At 74.6% G+C, this 21,577-nt stretch carries 12 protein-coding genes; 3 read left to right on the top strand and 9 right to left on the bottom strand.

Features of this window, described 5'->3' with window-relative positions:
- Nucleotide 1: 1 nt before the first annotated feature.
- From ACZ4VK_RS31445 to ACZ4VK_RS31430, 4 genes are all read right to left on the bottom strand, one after another.
- Nucleotides 2–3,457 (bottom strand): ATP-dependent helicase, encoded by a 3,456-nt coding sequence (locus ACZ4VK_RS31445; protein WP_468359572.1) that lies wholly within the window; start codon nucleotides 3,455–3,457, stop codon nucleotides 2–4.
- 93 nt (nucleotides 3,458–3,550) lie between these two features.
- The gene (locus tag ACZ4VK_RS31440; protein WP_468359569.1) at nucleotides 3,551–4,357 is read right to left on the bottom strand and encodes a hypothetical protein; all 807 of its coding nucleotides are present in this window, start codon (nucleotides 4,355–4,357) and stop codon (nucleotides 3,551–3,553) included.
- A 105-nt stretch (nucleotides 4,358–4,462) separates the two neighbouring features.
- Complete coding sequence (locus ACZ4VK_RS31435; RefSeq protein WP_468359566.1) at nucleotides 4,463–8,005, bottom strand: ATP-dependent helicase; 3,543 nt, start codon at nucleotides 8,003–8,005, stop codon at nucleotides 4,463–4,465.
- Nucleotides 8,006–8,226: 221 nt separating this feature from the next.
- On the bottom strand, nucleotides 8,227–8,583 hold the full coding sequence (locus ACZ4VK_RS31430; RefSeq protein WP_468359563.1) for an MGMT family protein: 357 nt from the start codon (nucleotides 8,581–8,583) through the stop codon (nucleotides 8,227–8,229).
- A 192-nt stretch (nucleotides 8,584–8,775) separates the two neighbouring features.
- Here ACZ4VK_RS31430 and ACZ4VK_RS31425 point away from each other — a divergent pair, with 192 nt between their 5' ends.
- The 3 genes from ACZ4VK_RS31425 (at nucleotide 8,776) to ACZ4VK_RS31415 (ending at nucleotide 14,847) form a co-directional block, all read left to right on the top strand.
- Nucleotides 8,776–11,409, top strand: a complete 2,634-nt coding sequence (locus tag ACZ4VK_RS31425; RefSeq protein WP_468359560.1) for a lysylphosphatidylglycerol synthase transmembrane domain-containing protein — start codon at nucleotides 8,776–8,778, stop codon at nucleotides 11,407–11,409.
- 215 nt (nucleotides 11,410–11,624) lie between these two features.
- On the top strand, nucleotides 11,625–13,190 hold the full coding sequence (locus tag ACZ4VK_RS31420) for an alpha/beta hydrolase (RefSeq protein ID WP_468359557.1): 1,566 nt from the start codon (nucleotides 11,625–11,627) through the stop codon (nucleotides 13,188–13,190).
- Nucleotides 13,191–13,284: 94 nt separating this feature from the next.
- Nucleotides 13,285–14,847, top strand: coding sequence for an alpha/beta hydrolase (locus ACZ4VK_RS31415; protein WP_468359554.1), 1,563 nt, complete (start codon nucleotides 13,285–13,287; stop codon nucleotides 14,845–14,847).
- Between the two features lie 72 nt (nucleotides 14,848–14,919).
- Here the strand turns inward: ACZ4VK_RS31415 and moeZ are convergent, their stop codons facing one another.
- From moeZ to ACZ4VK_RS31390, 5 genes are all read right to left on the bottom strand, one after another.
- On the bottom strand, nucleotides 14,920–16,098 hold the full coding sequence (moeZ, locus tag ACZ4VK_RS31410; protein ID WP_389683587.1) for an adenylyltransferase/sulfurtransferase MoeZ: 1,179 nt from the start codon (nucleotides 16,096–16,098) through the stop codon (nucleotides 14,920–14,922).
- Between the two features lie 63 nt (nucleotides 16,099–16,161).
- A complete protein-coding gene (locus ACZ4VK_RS31405; protein WP_468359550.1) occupies nucleotides 16,162–16,908 on the bottom strand; it encodes a spherulation-specific family 4 protein in 747 nt (248 codons plus the stop codon).
- Nucleotides 16,896–17,867 (bottom strand): NAD-dependent epimerase/dehydratase family protein, encoded by a 972-nt coding sequence (locus tag ACZ4VK_RS31400; protein ID WP_389683589.1) that lies wholly within the window; start codon nucleotides 17,865–17,867, stop codon nucleotides 16,896–16,898. Before ACZ4VK_RS31400 ends, ACZ4VK_RS31405 begins: the two co-directional genes overlap by 13 nt.
- A gap of 202 nt (nucleotides 17,868–18,069) precedes the next feature.
- A complete protein-coding gene (locus ACZ4VK_RS31395; RefSeq protein WP_468359546.1) occupies nucleotides 18,070–19,500 on the bottom strand; it encodes a hypothetical protein in 1,431 nt (476 codons plus the stop codon).
- A 13-nt stretch (nucleotides 19,501–19,513) separates the two neighbouring features.
- Nucleotides 19,514–21,238, bottom strand: coding sequence for a glycosyltransferase (locus tag ACZ4VK_RS31390; protein WP_468359544.1), 1,725 nt, complete (start codon nucleotides 21,236–21,238; stop codon nucleotides 19,514–19,516).
- Nucleotides 21,239–21,577: the final 339 nt, after the last annotated feature.

The following is a 21,577-nucleotide window of genomic DNA, read 5'->3' as shown; positions in this document are numbered from 1 at the left end:
CCTATCCGGCGTCCGGGGGTGCTCCGCCAAGCAGGATGGCCTCAAGGTCGGCACGGACCGGCAGGCGAGCGGGGCGGGCCACCTCACCCGTACGGACGTAGACGAAGGCGGCGGCGACGTCCTCGGGCGGGAGGCCGTGCTGCTCGGCCCAGGCGAGCCGGTAGAGGGCGAGCTGGAGGGGGTCGGCGGTGCGCACCCGGCTGGTCTTCCAGTCGACGATCTCGTACGCGCCGGATTCCGGGTCCCGGTAGACGGCGTCGATCCGGCCCCGGACGACCCGGCCCGCGAGCGAGAGGTGCACGGGGACCTCGACGCGGTACGGGGTGCGGTGGGCGTACGGGGTGCGGGCGAAGGCCTCCTTGAGCTCGTCGAGGTCCCGCTCGTCGAGGATCTCGGGCTCACCCGCGAAGTCCTCGCCGCCCGGCAGCTCCTCCGGGCCGAGGAACGGCAGGGGCAGCTCCTCGAAACGGGACTCCACCCACGCGTGGAACCGGGTGCCCCGGCGGGCGGCCGGCTGCGGCGCCTTGGGCATGGGCCGGGCCAGCTCCTGGGCGAAGCCTTCGGGGTCGGCGGCGAGGCGCAGGACCTGGGAGGCGGAGAGGTACGCGGGGAGCAGGACGTCACGGGTGGTCGCGCGGGCACGGCGGAGTTCGGTGGTGAGGGCGGTGAGGTCGCGGTCCCAGGAGGCGAGGGTTCTCTCGTCTTCGGGGGTGAGGTCGCCGTACGGCTCCGAGGGCGGGGCCTCGGGCTCCCTCGGTGCGGGGACCGCGTCCGCGTGGGTGTCCTTGGGGAGGGTCTCCTCGTCCTCCTCCCAGACAGGCTCCTCGTCTTCGGGCCAGGGGTCCTCCGGGTGGGGGTCCTGGGGGTCGGGCGCCGCGCGGTGGGTGTTGTGCCCACCCGTCCCGCCCTGCGGGACGATTGCCCACAACGCGGCCAGGACGTCGTCTGCCGCCTTGCGACGGAGTCGGAGCGCATCCTGGTCGAGCGGGAGCGGCCAGACCTCGTCCCCGGTCGTCTCCGTCAGGCACGGGTTCTCCGCGTCCTTCTCCGGTTCCTCCGTCCAGGCCTCGATCTCGCCGTGGCCCGCCGCGCAGTGGTCGTACAGGGCCTGGAGGAAGTCCGAGGGGCCCCGGGGCTTCTTCTGGGAGGGGCCCCACCAGTGGCCGGAGCCGAGCAGGAGGGAGCGGGGGCGGGTGAAGGTGACGTAGCCGAGGCGGAGCTCCTCGGTGTGCTGGTGGTCCCGCATCTCGTTCTTGAACGCGGTGAGCGACTTGGCGTTCCAGGTGTCGATGTCCGGCAGCGTCGCCGCGTCGCCGCGCAGGGCGTGCGGGAGCACCTGAGGCTGGGAGGTCCACGACTCGCGGGCGCGTGCGCTGGGGAACTGGCCGCTGACCAGGCCGGGGACGGCGACGACGTCCCACTCCAGACCCTTGGACTTGTGGGCGGTGAGGACCTTGACGGTGTTCTCGCCGCCCGGGAGCGCGTTGTCGAGGCCCTTCTCGAACTGGACGGCCGTGCGCAGGAAGCCGAGGAACGCGAGCAGGCTCGCCTCGCCGTCGAGGGAGGCGAAGCCGGCGGCGATGTCGAGGAAGTGGCCGAGGGTCTCGCGGCGGCGGGCGGCGAGCGCCTGGGGGGAGGCGGACAGCTCGACCTCCAGACCGGTGGCCGTGAGCACCCGGTGCAGCACGTCCATGAGGGGGTCGGCGAGCGAGCCGCGCAGGGCGCGCAGTTCGGTGGCGAGGCGGGCGAAGCGGACCCGGGCTTCGGGGGAGAACGCCAGGCCGTCGTCGGTGGCGCCGCCGGAGTCGAGGAAGGTGTCGAGGGCGTCGGCGAGGGAGATGACCTCGGCCGGGTCGACGCCCTCGACGGCGGCGGCGAGCCGCTGCTCGGGGTCCGGGTCCTCTCCGCCCCGGTGGACCAGGAGGCGGGCGCGGCGTCCGAGGAGGGCGAGGTCGCGGGGGCCGATCCGCCACCGCGGGCCGGTGAGGAGCCGGACGAGGGAGGCGTTGGCCCCGGGGTCCTGGAGGACCTCGCAGACGGCGACGAGGTCGGCGATCTCGGGAAGGTGGAGGAGGCCGGAGAGGCCGACGACCTCGACGGGCACCTCCCGGGCGACGAGGGCGGCGTGGATGGCGGGGAAGTCGGTGGCGGTCCGGCAGAGGACGGCGATCTCGCCGGGTTCGCGGCCGGTGCGGACGAGGTGGGCGAGGGAGTCGGCAAGCCAGTCGATCTCCTCGGCGTGGGTGGGGAGGAGGGCGATGCGGACGCTGCCGTCGGCCTCGGCACCCGGTGCGGGGCGCAGCGCCTCCACGCCCGCGTGCATGGCGCGCAGGGGGGCGGCGAGGCCGTTGGCGAGGTCGAGGAGCCGGCCGCCGCTGCGCCGGTTCTCGGAGAGTGAGTAGCGGCTGGCGGGGCTGCCGTCCCGGTGCGGGAAGTGCTCGGGGAAGTCGTCCAGGTTCGCGACGGAGGCGCCGCGCCAGCCGTAGATGGCCTGGCAGGGGTCGCCGACGGCGGTCACCGCGTGCCCCGTGGCCGGGCCCCGGGTGCCCTGGCCGAAGAGGCCGGAGAGCAGCAGCCGCTGGGCGACGGACGTGTCCTGGTACTCGTCGAGGAGGACGACCCGGAACTCCTCGCGGAGGATCTCGCCGACCTCGGGGCGGGTGGTGGCCAGCTCGGCGGAGCGGGCGATCTGGTCGCCGAAGTCGAGCAGGTCGCGGGAGCGTTTGGCGGCGCGGTAGCGGACGACGAGGTCGAGGAGCTCCCGGCGGGCGGTGGCGGCCTCGGGGATCTTGCGCAGTTCGGCGTTGCTGAGCTTGGCGCCGGCGAGGGCGGTGAGCAGCTCGGAGTCGTACGCCTGGAGCTCTTCGGGCCGTACGAGGTGTTCGGCGAGCTCGGCGTCGAGGGCGAGCAGGTCGGTGATGAGGGTCGGGAAGGACCGGGTGAGGGCCGGGTACGGACCGGGGGCCTCGCGCAGGACGCGGGCGGCGAGCTGGTAGCGCGTGGCGTCGGCGAGGAGCCGGGAGGTGGGTTCGAGGCCGATGCGGAGGCCGTGGTCGGTGAGGAGCTGTCCGGCGAACGCGTGGTACGTGGAGATGCGGGGCTCGCCCGGAACGTCATAGGGGTCGGCGGGCACCGCCGTCGCTGAGGAGTGGGGGGCGGGGTGGATGGCGTCGGGGTCGGTGACTCCGGCGCGGACGAGGGCGGTGCGGACGCGCTCGGCGAGCTCTCCGGCGGCCTTGTTGGTGAAGGTGAGACCGAGGACCTGTTCGGGGGCCACCTGGCCGGTGCCGACGAGCCAGACGACCCGGGCGGCCATCACCGTCGTCTTGCCGGAGCCGGCTCCGGCCACGACGACCTGCGGAGCGAGCGGCGCGGTGATGCAGGCCGTCTGCTCCGGGGTGAAGGGGATGCCGAGGAGCTCCTTGAGCTGCTCCGGGTCGGTGATGCGTGCGGTCACCTCAAAGAGGCTAACGGGGACCACCGACAGCGCGGTCCGGTACGCCCCCCGGCGGTGGCGCACGTCACGCGGGCGTCGTGCGGGTGGCACCTCTCACGCGGGCGTACCGCGCTCCAGCTTGGAGAGGTCGACCGTCTCGTCGGCGGGCGGGACGACCACGTCGACGGGCTTGTCGTAGTCGGAGAGCGTCATCGAGCCGGGCTCGTCGCCGCCCGCCTTGACCATCTTCAGGATGTACGGCTTGCCCTCCTGGGACACGGACACGGTGGTGGTCTCCCCGCCGGCCTTCTTCTTGACCAGGGTCGCGACCGGAGTGCCGTCGACCTCGGCGTCGGGGCCCCTGGTCAGTCCGGTGCGCTCCTCCTTGTCCTTGTCGAGGTCGGAGAGGAGTTCCTTCAGGTCGCAGAAGCCGCCGATGTCGCCGCTGCCGGGCTGCCCCGGGGCGATCTTCAGCCAGCGGCCCTTGATCAGCTCGATCGTGACGTCGATCTGTGCCTGGGACATCCCCTGGGAGGCCATGGAGACGCGCCAGAAGGTCTCGTCGCCCTTCATGTACGTGATCCGGTCGGCCTGCCGGAGCTCGGCCGTGCCGCCCTTGATCTTCATCACGCCGGTGCATTCGTCGCGGTCGTTGAGGGCGAGGTCGATGTCGAGCGGCTGCCCGTCCGTGACGACCCGGCCGGCCATGCGGAGCGAGGTCGCCGACTGGGTCGCCGTGACGGCCCTGTCGCCGATCTCGTCGGCCGTGAGGCCCTCGAACGGATCGGGGGACGGCGCCGAGACCACGACAGCGGCGGCCGGAGGGCCGGCCGTCGCCCAGGCCGCCACCGGCGCGGGACCCGCGACGACGGCCACCACGCAGACCACGGACGCGGCGCGGAGCTTTCGGTGGGACGCCATGAGAGCCTCCTCGCGGATTCCCCGACCCCTGTCCCACCAGGGTCGCCCCGCGCGCGCGTGGCCGCTACTCCGCGCCCCCGCCGGTCCCGCCCGGTCCCGCCGGGGTCAGTCGACGACCTGGCGGCCCTCCGGCCGGGCGCTGCACGAGGACCGGAACGAGCAGGTCGTGCAGTGCTGTCCCGTGGTGGGCGTGAAGCGCTCGTCGAGGACCCGGCCCGCGGCGTTGGCGAGCAGCTCACCGACCCACTCCCCCGCAAGCGGCTCCTGCGCCTGGACCTTCGGGAGGGCGTCCCCACCCTCCTTCTGCGGGGCGCTCTGCCGCAGCTGGACGAGTTCGGCGCCGCCCGGTTCCGGGCGGCGGCCGTCGAAGACCTCGTCGAGGGCGCCCTCGCGGACCGCGAGCTGGTAGACGGCGAGCTGCGGGTGGTGGGCGACCTCGTCGCGGGTGGGCGCCGACTTGCCGGTCTTGAAGTCGACGACGTACGCCCGGCCCTGTTCGTCGGTCTCGACCCGGTCCATGGAGCCGCGGATGCGGACCTCGTACGCGCCCGCCTCCAGGGTCACGTCGAAGTCGTGCTCCGAGGCGGCGGGGGTGCGGCCGCCGCGGTCCATGACGTGCCAGCTCAGGAAGCGTTCCAGGGCCACGCGCGCGTGCTGCTTCTCCTGGGCCGACTTCCAGGGGGCGTCGAAGGCGAGGGCGTCCCAGACGGAGTCCAGGCGGGCCATGAGGACGTCGAGGTCGGCGGGGGTACGGCCGGAGGCGACCTCGTCGGCGAGGACGTGGACGACGTTGCCGAAGCCCTGGGCGGCGGTGGCGGGGGCTGCGGCCTTGACCTCGCGGCCCAGGAACCACTGGAGGGAGCAGGTGGTGACCAGGTTCTCCAGGGAGCTCGGCGAGAGGGCCAGGGGCCGGTCGCGCTCGCGCAGCGGCACCGTGCTGAGCGTCGGCTCGAACAGACCCCACCAGCGGTCCGGGTGCGCGGCGGGGACGAGCGGCTGCCCGTCCTCGTCGGTGAGCGCGGCGAGCCGGGCGAGACGGTGGGCGGCGGCGTCGCGGAGCGCGGGCGAGGCGTCGGGGTCGACGGTGGTGGCGCGCAGCTCGGCGACCAGGGCGGAGACGGCGAGGGGGCGGCGGGGGCGGCCGGGGACGTCCTTCGGTTCGGCGCCGAGCTCGGTGAGGAAACGGGAGGGCTGGTCGCCGTCCTCGGCCGCGGCCTTCACGGCGGTGACGACGAGCCGGTCCCGCGCGCGCGTGGCGGCCACGTAGAAGAGGCGGCGTTCCTCGGCGAGGAGGGCGCCGGGGGTGAGGGGCTCGGCGAGGCCGTCGCGGCCGATGCGGTCGGCTTCGAGGAGGGAGCCGCGGCGGCGCAGGTCGGGCCAGAGGCCCTCCTGGACGCCGGCGACGACGACGAGGCTCCATTCGAGGCCCTTGGAGCGGTGGGCGGTCATCAGGCGGACGGAGTCGGGGCGGGTGTGGCGGCGGGTGAGGGTGTCCGCGGCGATGTCCTGGGCGTCGAGCTCTTCGAGGAAGTTGAGGACACCGCGGCCGCCGACGCGTTCCTCGGCGCGGGCGGCGGTCTCGAAGAGGGCGCAGACGGCGTCGAGGTCGCGGTCGGCGTTGCGGCCGGCGGGGCCGCCGCGGAGGGCTGCGCGCTCCAGACGGCCGGGCCAGGGGGTGCCGTTCCAGAGCACCCAGAGGGCCTCCTCGGCGGTACCGCCCGCGGCGAGCAGCGTCCGGGTCTCCTGGAGGAGCCGCCCGAGCCGCTGGGCGCCCCGGGCGTACGCCGGATCGTGCGCGACCAGGCGCTCGGGCTGCGCGAGGGCGCGGGCGAGGAGGACGTCGGAGGGGGGCGGGACCTTGTTGCCCGCGGCGCGCTCCTCGTCGCGGAGGGCGCGGCCCAGGCGGCGGAGATCGGCGGGGTCGACGCCGGCGAGGGGGGAGGCGAGGAGTTCCAGGGCGGTCTCGACGGCGAGCCAGTCGGCCCCTTCGGTCCCGGGCGCGCCCGTGCCGGGGGTGCCGTCCGGTGCGGGCTCGGCGTCCGGGGTCGGGGCGGGCTCGGCGTCCGGGGTCGGGGCGGGCTCGGCGTCCGGGGTCGGGGCGGGCTCGGCGTCCGGGGCCGGTGCGGCGCCGTCGTGGGTTGTGCCCACCCGTTCCGCCCTGGGGGCACCTCCCGGACGAAGTCCGGGGGAGGAACGTATGCCCACAACGGGGTCAGAGCCCGATACCGCCCGCAGCGCCAGCAACAGCGGCGCCACCGCCGGCTCGTGGCGGAGAGGGGTGTCCGCCACGTCCGTCTCCACCGGGACGCCGGCCGAGGTGAGGGCGCGGCGGAGGGGCGGGAGGGAGGCGGCGGCGCGGGTGAGGACGGCCATGTCCTGCCAGGGGACGCCGTCCTCCAGGTGGGCACGGCGCAGCAGGTCGGCGATGTTCTCGGCCTCCGCGGAGGCCGTGGAGTAGGTGTACGCCTCCGCCCCGCCCCCCTCCCGCGCCGCCGTGAGTGCGCGGTGGGCGCGGACCTTGTCGGCGGGGAGCCGGGGCATCGGCATCCGCTGGGCGAGCAGCCGGGTGGCCTGGAGGAGCCCCTCGCCCGAGCGGCGCGCGGTGCGCAGGACGCGGACGTCCGCGCCGCCGAAGGAGGAGGGGAAGTCGAGGATGCCGTTCACGTCGGCGCCCCGGAAGGCGTAGATGGACTGGTCGGGGTCGCCGAAGGCGACGACCGTGCGCCTCCCGCCCGTCGTCCGACCACTGCCCCTCACGGACGCCCCTCGGGCGGCTCCTGTCGAATCGCCGGCGAGCGCGTGGAGGAGCCGGACCTGCGCCGGGTCGGTGTCCTGGTACTCGTCGACGTACACCGCGTCGTACGCGGGCAGGCTGACGTCCTCGGCGAGGAGGACGGCCCGGTGGACGAGCTCCGTGTAGTCGAGGACGCCCTGGAGGTCGAGGACGTCGAGGTACTCGGCCAGGAAGCCGGCGGCGGCCTTCCAGTCCGGGCGGCCGACGCGGTCGGCGAAGCGGGCGAGGGCGTCGGGTCCGAGGCCCAGCTCGCGGGAGCGCGCGAGGACGGCGCGCACCTCGTCGGCGAAGCCGCGGGTGGTGAGGCAGGCGCGGAGTTCGTCGGGCCAGCGGATGCTGCCGAGGCCGGTCTTCTCCAGGTCGACGTGGCCGGCGAGGAGTTCGCGTACGGCGAGGTCCTGCTCGGGTCCTGAGAGCAGCCGCAGCGGTTCGGCGAAGAGTTCGGCGTCCTGGTGGGCGCGGATCAGGGCGTAGCAGTACGAGTGGAAGGTGGTGGCCTGCGGGGGGCGGCGGCCGCCGAGCCGGGCCGCCATGCGGTCGCGGAGTTCGACGGCGGCCTTGCGGCTGAACGTGAGGACGAGGAGGCGTTCGGGGTCGGCGCCGTTCTCCATGCGGGCGGCGACGGACTCGACGAGGGTGGTGGTCTTTCCGGTGCCGGGTCCGGCGAGGACGAGAAGAGGTCCGCCGGTGTGGTCAACCACTTCGCGCTGGGCTGCGTCCAGCTGAGGGGGATCCATCGGGGCCGGCGTGGTACGCACCAGTCGGTACGCGCCCGGGGTCCGCTGCCGTCCCGGGCCCGGGTACGGCTGTCCCTGGTGCGGCGGCGTACGCCGGGTGGTCGAGGAGGTACTCACGTGGGTCGCCGGTCCTGGTGGGAGTGGTGGTGCGGGTGAGACGGCCGTCCGCCACGGCCGGCCACCGAGCTCGTCGGCCCGCCGCCTCGGGAGACGCGAACGTCGACGTTACGCGAAACGGACCGTCGCCGAGCCGTACTCCGTGCCCCGTTCCGTACCGTGTGCGCCGCCCGGGGCGCCGCTCGTACGCCGTCCGGCCCGTGCTCCCCCGGTCGGCGGGCTCAGGTGTGAGTTCCGTCCCAGCGTGCCCGTCGCATGTCGATCCTCGGTATGTGACCCTCGGCCGCCCGGCCCGCCTCGCGCAGCGGGGTGCCCTCCTCGCGGTAGTGGCCGAGGGCCCTCAGTTCGTGCCCGGGCAGCAGCGTGCCGTCGGCGCGGACCACCCGCCACCAGGGCGCCGTCCCGCCGTACAGGGCCATGACCCGGCCGACCTGGCGCGGCCCGCCCTCGCCCAGCCATTCGGCGACGTCGCCGTAGGTCATCACCCGGCCGGGCGGGATCCCGTCGGCCACGTCGAGCACCCGTTCCGCGTACTCGGGCAGTTCTGCGGTCTCCCCCACAGGTTCCTCCATGCTCATCGGCACCATCGTGCCTCACCCCACCGACATGGCCCTGCTGCCTCCGCGGGGCGGCTCTTCATGCCACCATCGTGCGGGCGGTGACTGGTGATACGAGATCAAGAGCGACACGTACAAGAAGAAGAACACGAGCACGAGCACCGACGAGAACGAGAAGAACGACACGACGCGCATGCGGAGACGGACAGGGTGATGGGCCAGGACACGCAGCCTCCCGAGGGGGGCCAGGCCGACGTGCCCGAGCGGGTCTCCGGCGACGAACCGCTGCTCGCCGCCCGCGTCCACCGGCCCTCCGACCTGATGCGGCTGCTCTCCGGTCTCCTGGCCATCGGTCTCGTCATCGCCATCGCCGCGTTCGCCCACGCGACGACCTCGGGTCTGGAGAAGGACATCAACGAGGGCGCCGGCGGCGCCCCCGACGTCTTCGTCAAGATCGCCGGCCTGGTCTCCTCCATCGCCGTCCTGCTCGTCCCGGTGGCCTTCGCCATCGAGCGCCTGATCAAACGCGACGGGCTGCGCATCGCGGACGGCGTCCTCGCCGCGGTCCTCGCGCACGGCGTGACCCTCGCCACCGACCTCTGGGTCGCCCAGGCCGCGCCCGGCACCATCCAGGACGCGCTGACCCAGCCGCAGTCCGGCGGCGGGCTCACCGACCCGGTGCACAACTACCTCGCCCCGGTGATCGCGTACATGACCGCCGTCGGCATGGCCCGCAGGCCACGGTGGCGGGTGTCGCTCTGGGTGGTGCTGCTGCTCGACGCGTTCACGATGCTCGTGGCCGGCTACACCACGGCGCTCTCGATCATCCTGACCGTCCTGATCGGCTGGACGGTGGCGTACGGCACGCTGTACGCGGTCGGCTCCCCGAACGTCCGGCCCACCGGGCAGACGCTCCTCGCCGGCCTGCGCCGGGTCGGCTTCCGGCCGGTGACGGCGCTGCGCGCCGAGGGCGTGCCCGACTCGGCGGACAGCGGGGACCGGGGCCGCCGGTACATCGTGACCCTGGAGGACGGGCCGCCGCTCGACGTCACCGTCGTCGACCGGGAGCAGCAGGCGCACGGCTTCTTCTACCGGGCATGGCGCCGCCTCACCCTGCGGACGATCACCACCCGCCGTTCGATCGTGTCGCTGCGGCAGGCCCTGGAACAGGAGGCGCTCCTCGCGTACGCGGCGATCGCCGCCGGGGCGAACGCGCCGAAGCTGATCGCCACGTCGGAGCTCGGCCCGGACGCCGTGATGCTCGTGTACGAGCACATCGGCGGCCGCAGTCTGGACTCGCTCGACGACCACGAGGTCACCGACGAGCTGGTCACCAGCGCCTTCCGGCAGGTACGGGCGCTCCAGTCGCGCCGGATCGCGCACCGCAGGCTCACGGGCGACGCGATTCTGGTGGATCGTTCCGGCAAGGTGATCCTCACCGATCTGCGGGGCGGCGAGATCGCCGCCGGCGACCTGGTGCTGCGCATGGACATCGCCCAGCTGCTCACCACCCTCGGTCTGCGGGTCGGGGCGGAGCGGGCGGTCGCCTCGGCCGTCGAGGTGCTCGGCCCCGACACGGTCGCCGACTGTCTGCCGCTGCTCCAGCCCATCGCGCTGAGCCGCTCCACGCGCGCGACGCTGCGGAGACTGGCCCGCGAGCGGTCAGCCCGGGAGCGGGAGGCGGTGCTCGCCGCGTCGGAGGCCGCCAAGCACGAGCGGGAGCTGGCGAAGGCCCAGGCCGCGGAGACCACCACCGACCCCACGGCCGCACGCGCCGAGAAGAAGGCGGACAAGAAGGCCGACAAGCGGGCCCTCGACACGGCGCTCGACGAGGCCCGCGAGGAGGACCTGCTGGCCCAGATCCGCCGGCAGGTGCTGCTCATCCGGCCGCAGGCCCCGGTGGAGCCGGTCCGTCTGGAGCGGATCAAGCCGCGGACCCTGATCAGCCTGATCGCCGGCGCGGTCGCCGCGTACTTCCTGCTCTCACAGATCGCCCGTACGCCGCTGTCGACGATCAGCGAGGCGGACTGGCGTTGGGTGGCGGCCGCTGTCCTGTTCTCGGCGCTCAGCTACGTGGCGGCGGCGATGAGCCTGCTGGGCTTCGTCCCCGAGCGGGTCGGGTTCTGGCGGACGGTGGTGGCGCAGGTCGCCGGCTCGTTCGTGAAGATCCTCGCCCCGGCGGCGGTCGGCGGCGTCGCCCTGAACACCCGCTTCCTCCAGCGCGCCGGGGTACGGCCGGGGCTCGCGGTGGCGAGCGTCGGAGCCTCGCAGCTCTTCGGGCTCGGGGCGCACATCCTGCTGCTGCTCTCCTTCGGCTATCTGACGGGGACGGAGAAGTCGCAGTCCTTCAGCCCGTCGAGGACGGTCATCGCCGGTCTGCTGACGGCCGCGGTGCTCGTCCTGGTGATGACGGCGATCCCGTTCATGCGGAAGTTCGTCTCGACCCGGCTGCGGTCGCTCTTCGCCGGTGTGGTGCCGCGCATGCTGGACGTGCTCCAGCGGCCGGTGAAGCTGCTGACCGGCATCGGCGGGATGCTGCTGCTCACCGCCTCGTTCGTGCTCTGCCTCGATGCCTCGATCCGCGCCTTCGGCCACGGCCACCCGTCGATCAGCTACGCGAGCGTGGCGGTCGTCTTCCTCGCGGGCAACGCCATCGGCTCGGCCGCGCCGACGCCGGGCGGTGTCGTCGCGGTCGAGGGCGCGCTGACCCTCGGTCTCCTGGCGGTGGGCCTGCCGATCGAGGTCGCTACCCCCGCGGTGCTGCTGTACCGCCTGCTGACGCTGTGGGTCCCGGTGCTGCCGGGCTGGCTCTGCTTCAACTGGCTGACGCGGCGCGAGGCACTGTGACGGCGGAAGCGCGGTAGGCAGCGTCGGCCGTCAGCACGGCCCGGCCGCTGTGCCGGCGGGAGGCCGGTAGTACGGGCTCTGGCGGCGCCAAGCCGCCGGAAGCCGGCAGTACCGGCTATGGCGGCGCCAGGCGGTCCGCGACCCCGCCCGCCCCCGGCCACCCGCATGGACCCCCGTCCCGCGCGGGGGCCGGGCCCGCGGCCCACGATGGGTTCATGCCGATCTCCGCCGCCCAGCGCGCCGCTCTGCTGACCGCCACCACCGTGCTGCTCGCCGCCGGGTGCTCGGACGGGGGAGACGAGGCGGCGGATCCGTCGAGGCCGAGCGGCGCGGCCGGGCTCACCGCGCAGAAGCTGTCCTGGGCCCCCTGCCCCGCGCCGTCCGCCGCCGAGGGCGGTGGGGAGCCGCCCTCGGCGCTCCCCGGCGGCACGGCCTGGGAGTGTTCCTTCCTCCAGACGCCGCTCGACTGGTCGGTACCCGAGGGCGAGACCATCGAGCTGGCGCTCATCCGGGCCCGCGCCCGGGACAGGGACCGGCGGATCGGTTCGCTCGTCTTCAACTTCGGCGGGCCGGGCGGCTCCGGCGTCACCGGCCTTCCCGGCTTCGCCCCCGACTACGAGACCCTGCGCGCCCGCTACGACCTGGTCTCCTTCGATCCCCGGGGGGTGGGCCGCAGCGAGCCGGTCGAATGCGCGACCGACAAGGAGCTCGACGCGTACTACGCCCTGGACTTCACGCCCGACGACCAGACCGAGGAACGAACGCTCTCGGACGCGCAGAAGAAGTACGCCACCGGCTGCGAGAAGGACGCCGGCCCGACCCTGCCGCACCTCGGCACCGAGAACGCCGCCCGGGACATGGACCTGATGCGGCAGGTCCTCGGGGACGACAAGCTCCACTACTTCGGCATCTCGTACGGCACCGAACTCGGCGGCGTCTACGCCCACCTCTTCCCGAAGAACGTCGGCCGGGCCCTCTTCGACGCCGTCGTCGACCCCGAAGCGGGCGTCGAGGAGGGCGCGCTCGGCCAGGCGAAGGGCTTCCAGCTCGCCCTGGACAACTTCGCCCGGGACTGTGTGGACCGCGGCGACGAGTGCACCCTGCCGGGCACGAGCGTCGCCGAGGTCGAGTCCTTCGTCACGGAGCTGCTCGCCGCGCTCGACAAGAAGCCGATCGCGGGCATCGGCGAGCGGAAGCTCACCCAGACGCAGGCCACGAACGGCATCGCGCAGGCCCTGTACTCCCAGGAGTACTGGAAGTACCTGGAGCAGGGTCTCGACGCGGCGGACGGCGGCGACGGGGCACTGCTCCTCTCGCTCTCCGACTCGATGAACGGGCGCGGCCAGAACGGCTCCTACAGCAACATCCAGGCCGCCAACGCCGCCATCAACTGCGTGGACTTCAAGGAGCGCTACACCCTCGGCCAGGCGAAGGAGCGGCTCGGCGAGTTCCGCGAGGCCTCCCCCGTCTTCGGCGACTTCATGGGCTGGGCCCTCTCCAGCTGCTCGCAGTGGCCGGTGGCGGGGACCTGGGACCACCCGGACGTCTCCGCACCCGGTTCGGCGCCGATCCTGGTCGTCGGCAACACGGGCGACCCGGCCACGCCGTACGCGGGCGCCCGGTCGATGGTGAAGGCGCTCGGCCAGGGCGTAGGCGTGGAGCTGACCTTCGAGGGCGAGGGCCACGGCGCCTACAACAGCGGCAACGCGTGCGTGAAGAAGGCGGTCGACGCGTACCTCCTGGACGGCAAGGTCCCGGCCTCGGGCACGGTCTGCAAGTAGACCGGTCCCGCCCGGGACACCCGCCCACCCGACCAGGATCCGGTTCGCCCGCCCCGCCTAGGATGGCCGCCTTGCCGGGATCCTGGGGGAACGCATGTCCATACGTGTACGCATGACCGTGCTGGCCGCGACCGGGGTGCTCGTCGCGGGCTGTACGAGCACGGAGGGCGGGGCTCCGGGCACCACGTCGGCCCCGCCGCCGGCCGGTGACAAGCCGTCCGTCACCGCCACCGCGACCACCCCCGCGGCCGCTCTCCCCCCGCTCCCCGCCGCTCTCACCGGCCAGCGCCCCGACTGGAAGCGCTGCCCTGCCCCGGAAGGCGGACAGGGGCCCGGCACGCAGTGGCGCTGCGCCACGGTGACGGTCCCGGTGGACTACGCGAAGCCGGAGGGCGCCACCCTCCCGGTCGCGCTGGTCCGCAAGGAGGCCGGCGACGAGCGTGGCCGCATCGGTTCGCTCCTCTTCAACTTCGGCGGCCCCGGCGTCTCCGGGGTCGCGATGCTGCCGCAGCTGGAGGAGGAGTACCGGACGCTCGGCGAGCGCTACGACCTGGTCGGCTTCGACCCGCGCGGGGTCGGCCGCAGCGCGGGCGTGGTCTGCCGGAGCGACGCCGAACAGGCCGCCGCGGAGGCGACCGTCGACGCCACCCCGGACACGGCCGCCGAGGAGGCCGCGTACCTCAAGGACGGGGCGGACTTCGGCGCGGGCTGCGCCCGCCGCTCCGGGGCGCTCCTCGCCCACACCACGACCAGCGCCACCGCCCGCGACCTGGACCTGGTCCGGCAGGTCCTCGGGGACGAGAGGCTCCACTACTTCGGCGTCTCGTACGGAACCCAGCTCGGCGGCACGTACGCCCATCTCTTCCCGTCGCGCGTGGGCCGGCTCGTGCTCGACGCGGTCGTCGACCCGACCGCGGACACCGTCGGGCACGCCCGCCATCAGACGATCGGCTTCCAGCGGGCCCTGGACAGCTACCTGAAGAGCACCGGTCAGGACCGGAAGGCCGGGACCGATCGGATCAGCAGGCTGCTGCGGAAGCTGGACCGGCAGCCGCTGGCCGTCGGCGAGCGGCGGCTCACCGAGAGCCTGGCGCTCACGGGCATCGCGATCACGCTGTACGGGCAGGCCAACTGGCCGCTGCTCGGCGAAGCCCTCGACGAGGCCGAGCAGGGGGGCGGCGGCGCCCTTCTCCAGCTCGCCGACTACTACAACGACCGGGACGAGCAGGGCCGTTACTCCACCCAGTCGCACTCCCAACGGGCCATCTCCTGCGCCGACTCCAGCGCCCGGCCGACCGCCGCGCAGGCGAGGGCGCTGGTGCCGGAGTTCCGCGAGCTCTCGCCGGTGTTCGGCGCGTTCCTCGCCTGGGACACGGCCGGCTGGTGCGCGGACTGGCCGGTGAAGGGTGAGCGGGCGACCCCGGAGGCGAGCGCCCCGGGCGCCGCCCCCGTCCTGGTCGTCGGCACCACGGGCGATCCGGCCACCCCGTACGAGGGCGCGGAGAAGATGGCGAAGGAGCTCGGTGACGGCGTCGGTGTCCTGGTCACCAACAAGGGCGAGGGCCACGGCGCCTACGGCACCTCGCGGTGCGTGACGCGGACGGTCGACGCGTACCTCCTGGACGGAAAGGTCCCCGCCTACGGCACGACCTGCTGAGCCCGTGGGAAAGGCCCCGGACCTCGCGAGGAGGTCCGGGGCCTTTCCGTGTGCCGTCTGTCCGTGTGCCGTCTAGTAGACCGGCTTCTCGGGCTCGATCTGGTGGACCCAGCCGATCACGCCGCCGCCGACGTGCACGGCGTCCGCGAAGCCCGCGGACTTGAGCACGGCGAGGACTTCCGCACTGCGGACACCCGTCTTGCAGTGCAGGACGATCCGCTTGTCCTGCGGGAGGTCCTGGAGGGCCGTGCCCATCAGGAACTCGTTCTTGGGGATCAGACGCGCGCCCGGGATCGACACGATCTCGTACTCGTTCGGCTCGCGGACGTCGATGATGTCGATGGTCTCGCCCTCGTCGATCCACTCCTTGAGCTGCTTGGGAGTGATCGTGGAGCCGAGCGCCGCCTCCTGGGCCTCCTCGGACACGACGCCGCAGAAGGCCTCGTAGTCGATGAGCTCGGTGACGGTCGGGTTGTCGCCGCAGACCGCGCAGTTCGGGTCCTTGCGGACCTTGACCTGGCGGTACTGCATCTCCAGGGCGTCGTAGATCATCAGACGGCCGACCAGCGGGTCGCCGACGCCGGCGAGGAGCTTGATCGCCTCGGTGACCTGGATGGAGCCGATGGACGCGCAGAGCACGCCCAGGACACCGCCCTCGGCGCAGGAGGGAACCATGCCCGGCGGCGGGGGCTCCGGGTAGAGGCAGCGGTAGCAGGGGCCGTGCTCGGACCAGAAGACCGACGCCTGGCCGTCGAAGCGGTAGATCGAGCCCCAGACGTACGGCTTGTTCAGGAGCACGGCCGCGTCGTTGACGAGGTAGCGCGTGGCGAAGTTGTCCGTACCGTCGACGATCAGGTCGTACTGACCGAAGATCTCCATCACGTTCTCGGCTTCGAGCCGCTCCTCGTGAAGGATCACGTTCACGTACGGGTTGATGCCGAGCACGCTGTCGCGTGCGGAGGCCGCCTTGGAGCGGCCGATGTCGGCCTGGCTGTGGATGATCTGGCGCTGGAGATTCGACTCGTCGACCTCGTCGAACTCCACGATGCCGAGCGTGCCCACGCCGGCGGCGGCCAGGTACATCAGCGCCGGGGAGCCGAGGCCACCGGCGCCGACACACAGCACCTTGGCGTTCTTCAGCCGCTTCTGCCCGTCCATCCCGACGTCCGGGATGATCAGGTGGCGGGAGTACCTGCGGACCTCGTCTACGGTGAGCTCGGCAGCCGGCTCGACCAGGGGTGGCAGCGACACGGGGACTCCGGTTGTCGGTATGTCAGTACGGTTGTTCTCCCCGTAACACTGCCACGCTCCTTCTCATTCCGAGACACCCGGTCCGATCCGCGAGACGATTTCGTCCCAGTAGCCGGGCAGCGAGTGGAATGGCGCGGTTTGTCCCACGTCCCCCGTCCGGTCGGTGAAGAAGATCGTTCCGGCCCCCTGCCAGCGGGCGATCCGCAGGGCTTCGTCGAGGTGGGTGCGCGGGACCCCGTGCACGAGATGGACGAACTTCGTCTCCGTGTACTCAGCGGTCCACTCGGCCACCTGCGACCAGCGGTAGTCCACCCAGGCGCCGGAGAACGTCACCAGCTGGTCGGCGGTCTCCGCGTACCCGGGGTGGGGGTGGGTTCCGTGGCCGAGGACGAGATGGGCCTCGCCGCCGAGGATCGCCTCCAGGGTCGCGGTGACCCGCCGCACCCCGGCCAGGTCCGCCCGGTCCGCGGGGCAGCGGTCCAGGTAGTAGCCGTCCACCTTGTACCAGTCCAGGAAGCGGTGGGCGTCGGAGACGAGCTCCCCGAAGGGCCGGGAGCCGTGCGCCGCGTCCAGGTGCCCGAGGACCCTGACCCCGGCGTTACGGAGCCTCCCCGCCGCCTCGAGGCAGTGCGGGTCGGGGCGGCTGCCCGGCCCGTCCGCCACGTTGAGCACCGCCCAGTGCAGCGGGGTCCCGGGCCGGGTCAGCTCGCCCCACTCGACCGGGGCGAGCAGCGGGTGGGCGTAGCCGGGGACGCCCACCCCGAGGGCCTGCACCGCCCCCGTCGCCGTGCTCGTCGTCAGATGCGACACGCCGCCTCCATCCAGATGTCGGCGAGGGACTCCTCCAGGTTGATCCGGGGCCGCCAGCCGAGCCGGTCGCGGGCGGTGCGGACATCGGCCTGCTGCCAGGGGCCGCAGCCGTCGGGGTACGGGTAGGGGGCCGAGGCCAGCTGGTCGGCGATGGTCCCCTCGGTGCGGGGGGCGCCGATCATCGGGCGCTGCGGCATGCCGTGCGGGGCGTCCAGCTCGTGCAGGTTGCCGGCATAGCCCGCGACCCTGGCGAGGACGGCGGCGGCGTCGCGGAGCCGGACCGCGCGGCCGGTGCCGATGTTGACGACGCCCTGCGCGGCGGAGAGCGAGGCCGCGTGGACGGCCCGCGCCACGTCCCGTACGTCGACGAAGTCCCGCTGCACCCCGAGACCGCTCAGCTTGAGCTCACCGTCCCCGGCCTGCATGGCCCGGCGCATCGCCTCGGCGAGACGGCCGAGCGGCGAGCCGGCGGGCGTGCCGGGGCCCACGGGCGAGAACACCCGGAGGACCACGGCGTCGAGCCCCGACCCGAGGACGAGTTCGGTCGCCGCCAGCTTCGACACGCCGTACGGGCCGCCGGGGCGGGGTACGGCGTCCTCGGCGGTGGAGGAGCCGGCCTGGCTCGGCCCGTACTCGGAGGCGCAGCCGACCTGGACGAGCCGGGCGCCGCAGCCGCTGCGGCGCAGGGCCTCGCAGACCGTGGCGACGGCGACGGTGTTGTGCCGGGTGAGGTCGCGGGCGCCGCCGCGGGTGGCGCCGGCGCAGTTGACGACGACCCCGGGGTGGACGGCGTCGAGGAAGCGGGTCAGCGCGCCGGGACTCCCCGAGGCGAGGTCGAAGCGCACGTCGGCGTCGTCGCCCCGGCCGAGCGCGGTGAGGTGGACGGCCGGGTCGGCGAGCAGCCGGTCGGCGACGAAACGCCCGATGAAGCCGTTGGCTCCGAGCAGCAGCACCCTCATCGTGCGGCCCCTTCGTGCCGACCGGCCGGTGCTGGGAGTTGCGGGGTCATGGTCTTCGGTCTCCTTGCGGGGTGATGAGAGAGGTGACGGGGCACGCCCGCGGCGTCGGCTCCGCGGGTGCGAAGAGGTTTCCTGGCGTGAGGCTCGGTGGGGCGGGGGTTGCCGCGGTCGCCCGGCCTCCGACGGGGGTGGCAGCGGGTTCTCACGGGGTGGCGTGGGCCGAGGCCCGGGCAAGAGAGGCGGTCGCGTGGGCCAGCAGGCCGAGCGCGGCGGCGCCGCAGACGAGGGTGGGCACGGCCCCGGGGCCCCAGGCGTCGACGACGGCGCGCACCGGTACGGCGAGCGTGTCGAAGCCGGGGACGGGGACGCGGGCGGCGAGGACGCTCGCGAGGGCGAGCGCCTCGGCGGCGCCGGCGGCGGCGAGGGCGGCGGCGGCCGTCCCGGGGAAGCCGTGGACGGTGAGGAGCCGGGCGAACAGCAGGAGCGCGCCGAGGGCCAGGGCTCCGGAGCTGAACCAGGTGAGCCCGAGCAGGACGGTGAGGGCGAGGAGCTGGAGGGTCACGGTGCCGAGGAGCAGCGGCCGGATGCCGGCGGCGAAGTCGGCGAGCCCCCGGCTGTCGGCGATCCTGCGGCGCGCCCGGTTCGCGAAGAGCCGCGCGCACCAGGCGGCGGGGGCGACGGCGAGGGCGAGGCCCAGGATCGGCCCGGGGGTCAGCTCCCAGGGGCCGTCGGGGCCGCCGCTGAGCACCTGGGTGAGGAGGCCGTCGCCGCAGACCGCGTACGCCAGGAGCCAGAGGGTCCAGAGCCGTGCGGCGGGCACGGTGCCGCCGACGGGGGCGCGGAAGGGGCCGCGCCGGACGGCGAGCACGAGGGCCCCGGTGAGCAGGAGCGCCCCGGCAGCGCCGACGGAGAGGCGTACGGACCCGTGGGTGACCGCGAGCCCGATGCCGGTGAGGGCGGCGGCGGCTCCGGGGGTGAGGACGGCGAGCATCCAGGCGTCCGTACGGTGCTCCGCCGGTGCCGGGGGCGGGGCGGTCCCGCCGGCCCGGGGCACGCGCGCGTAGAGCTCCTCGGCGAGCGAGAAGACGTCCCGGTGGCGGAAGCGTGCGGCGGTCCGGTCGGTGAACCCCTGGGCTTCGAGCCCGGCGGCGATCTCCAGGGAGTCGACGGCACGCGCGCAGAGCGCCTGGTGCCGGTGCATGAGCACCTTGACGGGGTCCGCGTTCCCGCGCCTGGCGCGGGGGGCGGGGGCGGGGGTGCCGGACGGACTGCTCGGGCCGCTGCCCGCACCGGCCGGGGCGTCCTGGTCATCCGGGGCCGGGGCCGGGGTCGGCGGGAGTGACGGGGCGGGCGGGGCCGTGGGGGCCGCTGCCGAGGCAGGCGGGGCCGTCGGGGCCGGGGCGGGCGGGGCCGGTGGGGCTTGCGGGGCCGTCGGAGCAGGGGCCGTCTCCGTCGCCGCCGAAGAAGCGGGCGAGGCGGCTATCCCGGACGGTGGGGCCTCGGCGGCGGGGCCCTCCGGGGCGTGCGGTTCGAGGGTTCCGCCGCCGAGCGGGGTCAGTGCGGGGGCGCCGAGGAGCGCCTCGGAGCGGGCGTCCCAGGCTCCGGGGCTCGTCGGGGCGGCGGAGCCGCGCATGGGGGTGCCTCCTTCAGGCATCGGGGGCTCCTGTCCCGGCGGCCACGGCCTTCTGCGCCCAGCTGCCGCGGACGTGCGCCTCCGCGGGATGGGCGAAGGGCACACCGTCCCCGGGGCGGTGGCGCACCGGCGCGTGGGAGAGGAGTTCCAGGTAGATGCCGCGGAACGCGGCGAGGTTCTGTTCGACGGTGAAGAGTTCGAGCGCGCGGGCACGGGCAGCGGCGCCCAGGCGGTACCGGCGCTCGGGCTCGCGGAGCAGCGCGAGGCAGGCGTCGGCGAGCGCCCGCGGGTTGCGCGGGGGGACCACGAGGCCGGTGCCGCCGATGATCTCGACGACGGCGCCGACGTCGGTCGAGACGGTGGCGCGCGCGCAGAACATCGCCTCGACGAGGCCGGCGGGGAAACCCTCGACGACGCTGGACAGGACGACGACCGCGCCGGAGGCGTAGACGTCCTCCAGGGTGGGCGCCTCGGGGCCGCCGAGCTCCTCGAAGCCGACCGGGTTCTCGCCGACGGCGTGGGCCCCGGCGGCCTCGTCGGGGAAGAGCTGGGCGGCGAGCGCCTCGCAGTGCGCAAGGTACGCGCCGGAGCCCGGATCCCGTCCGGGCACGGCGACGATCCTCAGCCGGGCGTCGGGCTGCTGGGCCCGGACCTCGGCGAAGGCGTGCAGGAGGGCGACGAGGTCCTTGGCGGGTTCCACCCGGCCGAGCCAGACGAGCGTGGCGGGGTCGCCGCTCTCCTCGTCCTCACCGACCTCGGCGAAGCGGTCGGCCGCCATGCCGGGGTGGACGGTGCGGATCCGGGCCCGGTCGGCGCCGCACCTCTCCTGCCAGCGGCGGGTGTGGGCGTTGCCGGGGGTGAGGAGAGCGGCCTGGCCGTAGACCTCGGCGGCGATCCGGCCGTGGAGGGCGGCGAGCAGGGTGCGCAGCGGGGCGGAGCGGTCGGCGCCGGCGGCCGAGAGGTAGTGGGACCGGAGCTGTACGCCGTATTCGGTGACGAGCAGGGGGGTTCCGAAGAAGCGTTTGGCCAGGAGGCCCGGGAGGGCGGTGGTGCCTCCGGCGGCGGCGTGGCAGAGGTCCGCCGCGCCGAGTGCGTCGTCCCCGTACCAGTCGAGGGAGAGCGGGCGCAGGGCGCGGGCCAGGTGCTCGGCGAAGGCGAGGTGGTCGGGGAGTCCCGCCGCGGCCGCGCCGCGTCGTGCGCCGGGGGCGCGGCAGGCGGTTTCGAGGACGCGGACGGCGTCGTCGGAGCGGAGCGCGCCGGTCAGCCCGCCGCGTTCGCGGGCGAGTTCGGCGAGTGCGTACAGGCCGGTGGCGAAGGCGCTCTGCCCACCCGGCCGCTCTCCGGCGACGACGCCCGCCCCGCGAGGCGCGCCCGACTCCGCGCCGGGCCCGCCCGCCATCGTGTCGTCCTCCGCGCAGAGGCCGAGCGCCAGCTGCTCGAAGGCCTCGGTGAAGCGGCGGCGGTCGCGGCGGCCGTAGGCGCGACGGGCGGCGCGATGGTCGCCGAACGCGGTCCGCTCCAGGAGGTTCCGGGCGCCCGGGGCCGTGTCCGGGCCGCCGAGGTCGGCGGCGCGGGCGACACGGGCGTTCGGGGGGAGCGCCGAGGCGATGCCGGTCCCGCCGAGGGCGTACAGGTCGAACTGGTGCTGTTCGAGCCCTCGTACAAGGCGCTCGCACCAGAGCCCGGACTCACCGCCGGCGTACGGGTAGCCACCCTCCGTGAGCAGTCCGATCCGCACGAGTGCACCCCCGTTCTCCGTTGACGGCGGCCACCGTTGGTCCGGCGACTCGCAGCGGGACGAACGTAAGCGGAGACACCGGTGGTGGGGGGGGGGGGGGGGGGGGGGGGGCGGCGGGGGGGGGGGGGGGGGGGGCGGGGGGGGGGCGGGGGGGGGGGGCGGGGGGGGGGGCGGGGCGGGGGGGGCCGGGGGCGGGGGGGGGGGGGGCGGGGGGGGGGGGGCGGGCGGGGGGGGGGGGGCCGGGGGGGCCCGGGGCGGGGGCGGGGGGGGCGGGGGGGGCGGGGGGGGGGGGGGCCGGTGGGGCTTGCGGGGCCGTCGGAGCAGGGGCCGTCTCCGTCG

It is taken from the genome of Streptomyces sp. NPDC028711 (genome assembly GCF_055565415.1).
This window is presented reverse-complemented; position numbering and strand designations above follow the sequence as displayed.

Coding starts and splice junctions, on each gene's coding strand:
- ACZ4VK_RS31440 (WP_468359569.1), bottom strand. CDS start 4,357: ATGGCGTCCCACCGAAAGCTCCGCGCCGCGTCCGTGGTCTGCGTGGTG.
- ACZ4VK_RS31430 (WP_468359563.1), bottom strand. CDS start 8,583: ATGAGCATGGAGGAACCTGTGGGGGAGACCGCAGAACTGCCCGAGTAC.
- ACZ4VK_RS31425 (WP_468359560.1), top strand. CDS start 8,776: ATGGGCCAGGACACGCAGCCTCCCGAGGGGGGCCAGGCCGACGTGCCC.
- ACZ4VK_RS31420 (WP_468359557.1), top strand. CDS start 11,625: ATGCCGATCTCCGCCGCCCAGCGCGCCGCTCTGCTGACCGCCACCACC.
- ACZ4VK_RS31415 (WP_468359554.1), top strand. CDS start 13,285: ATGTCCATACGTGTACGCATGACCGTGCTGGCCGCGACCGGGGTGCTC.
- ACZ4VK_RS31400 (WP_389683589.1), bottom strand. CDS start 17,867: ATGAGGGTGCTGCTGCTCGGAGCCAACGGCTTCATCGGGCGTTTCGTC.
- ACZ4VK_RS31395 (WP_468359546.1), bottom strand. CDS start 19,500: ATGCGCGGCTCCGCCGCCCCGACGAGCCCCGGAGCCTGGGACGCCCGC.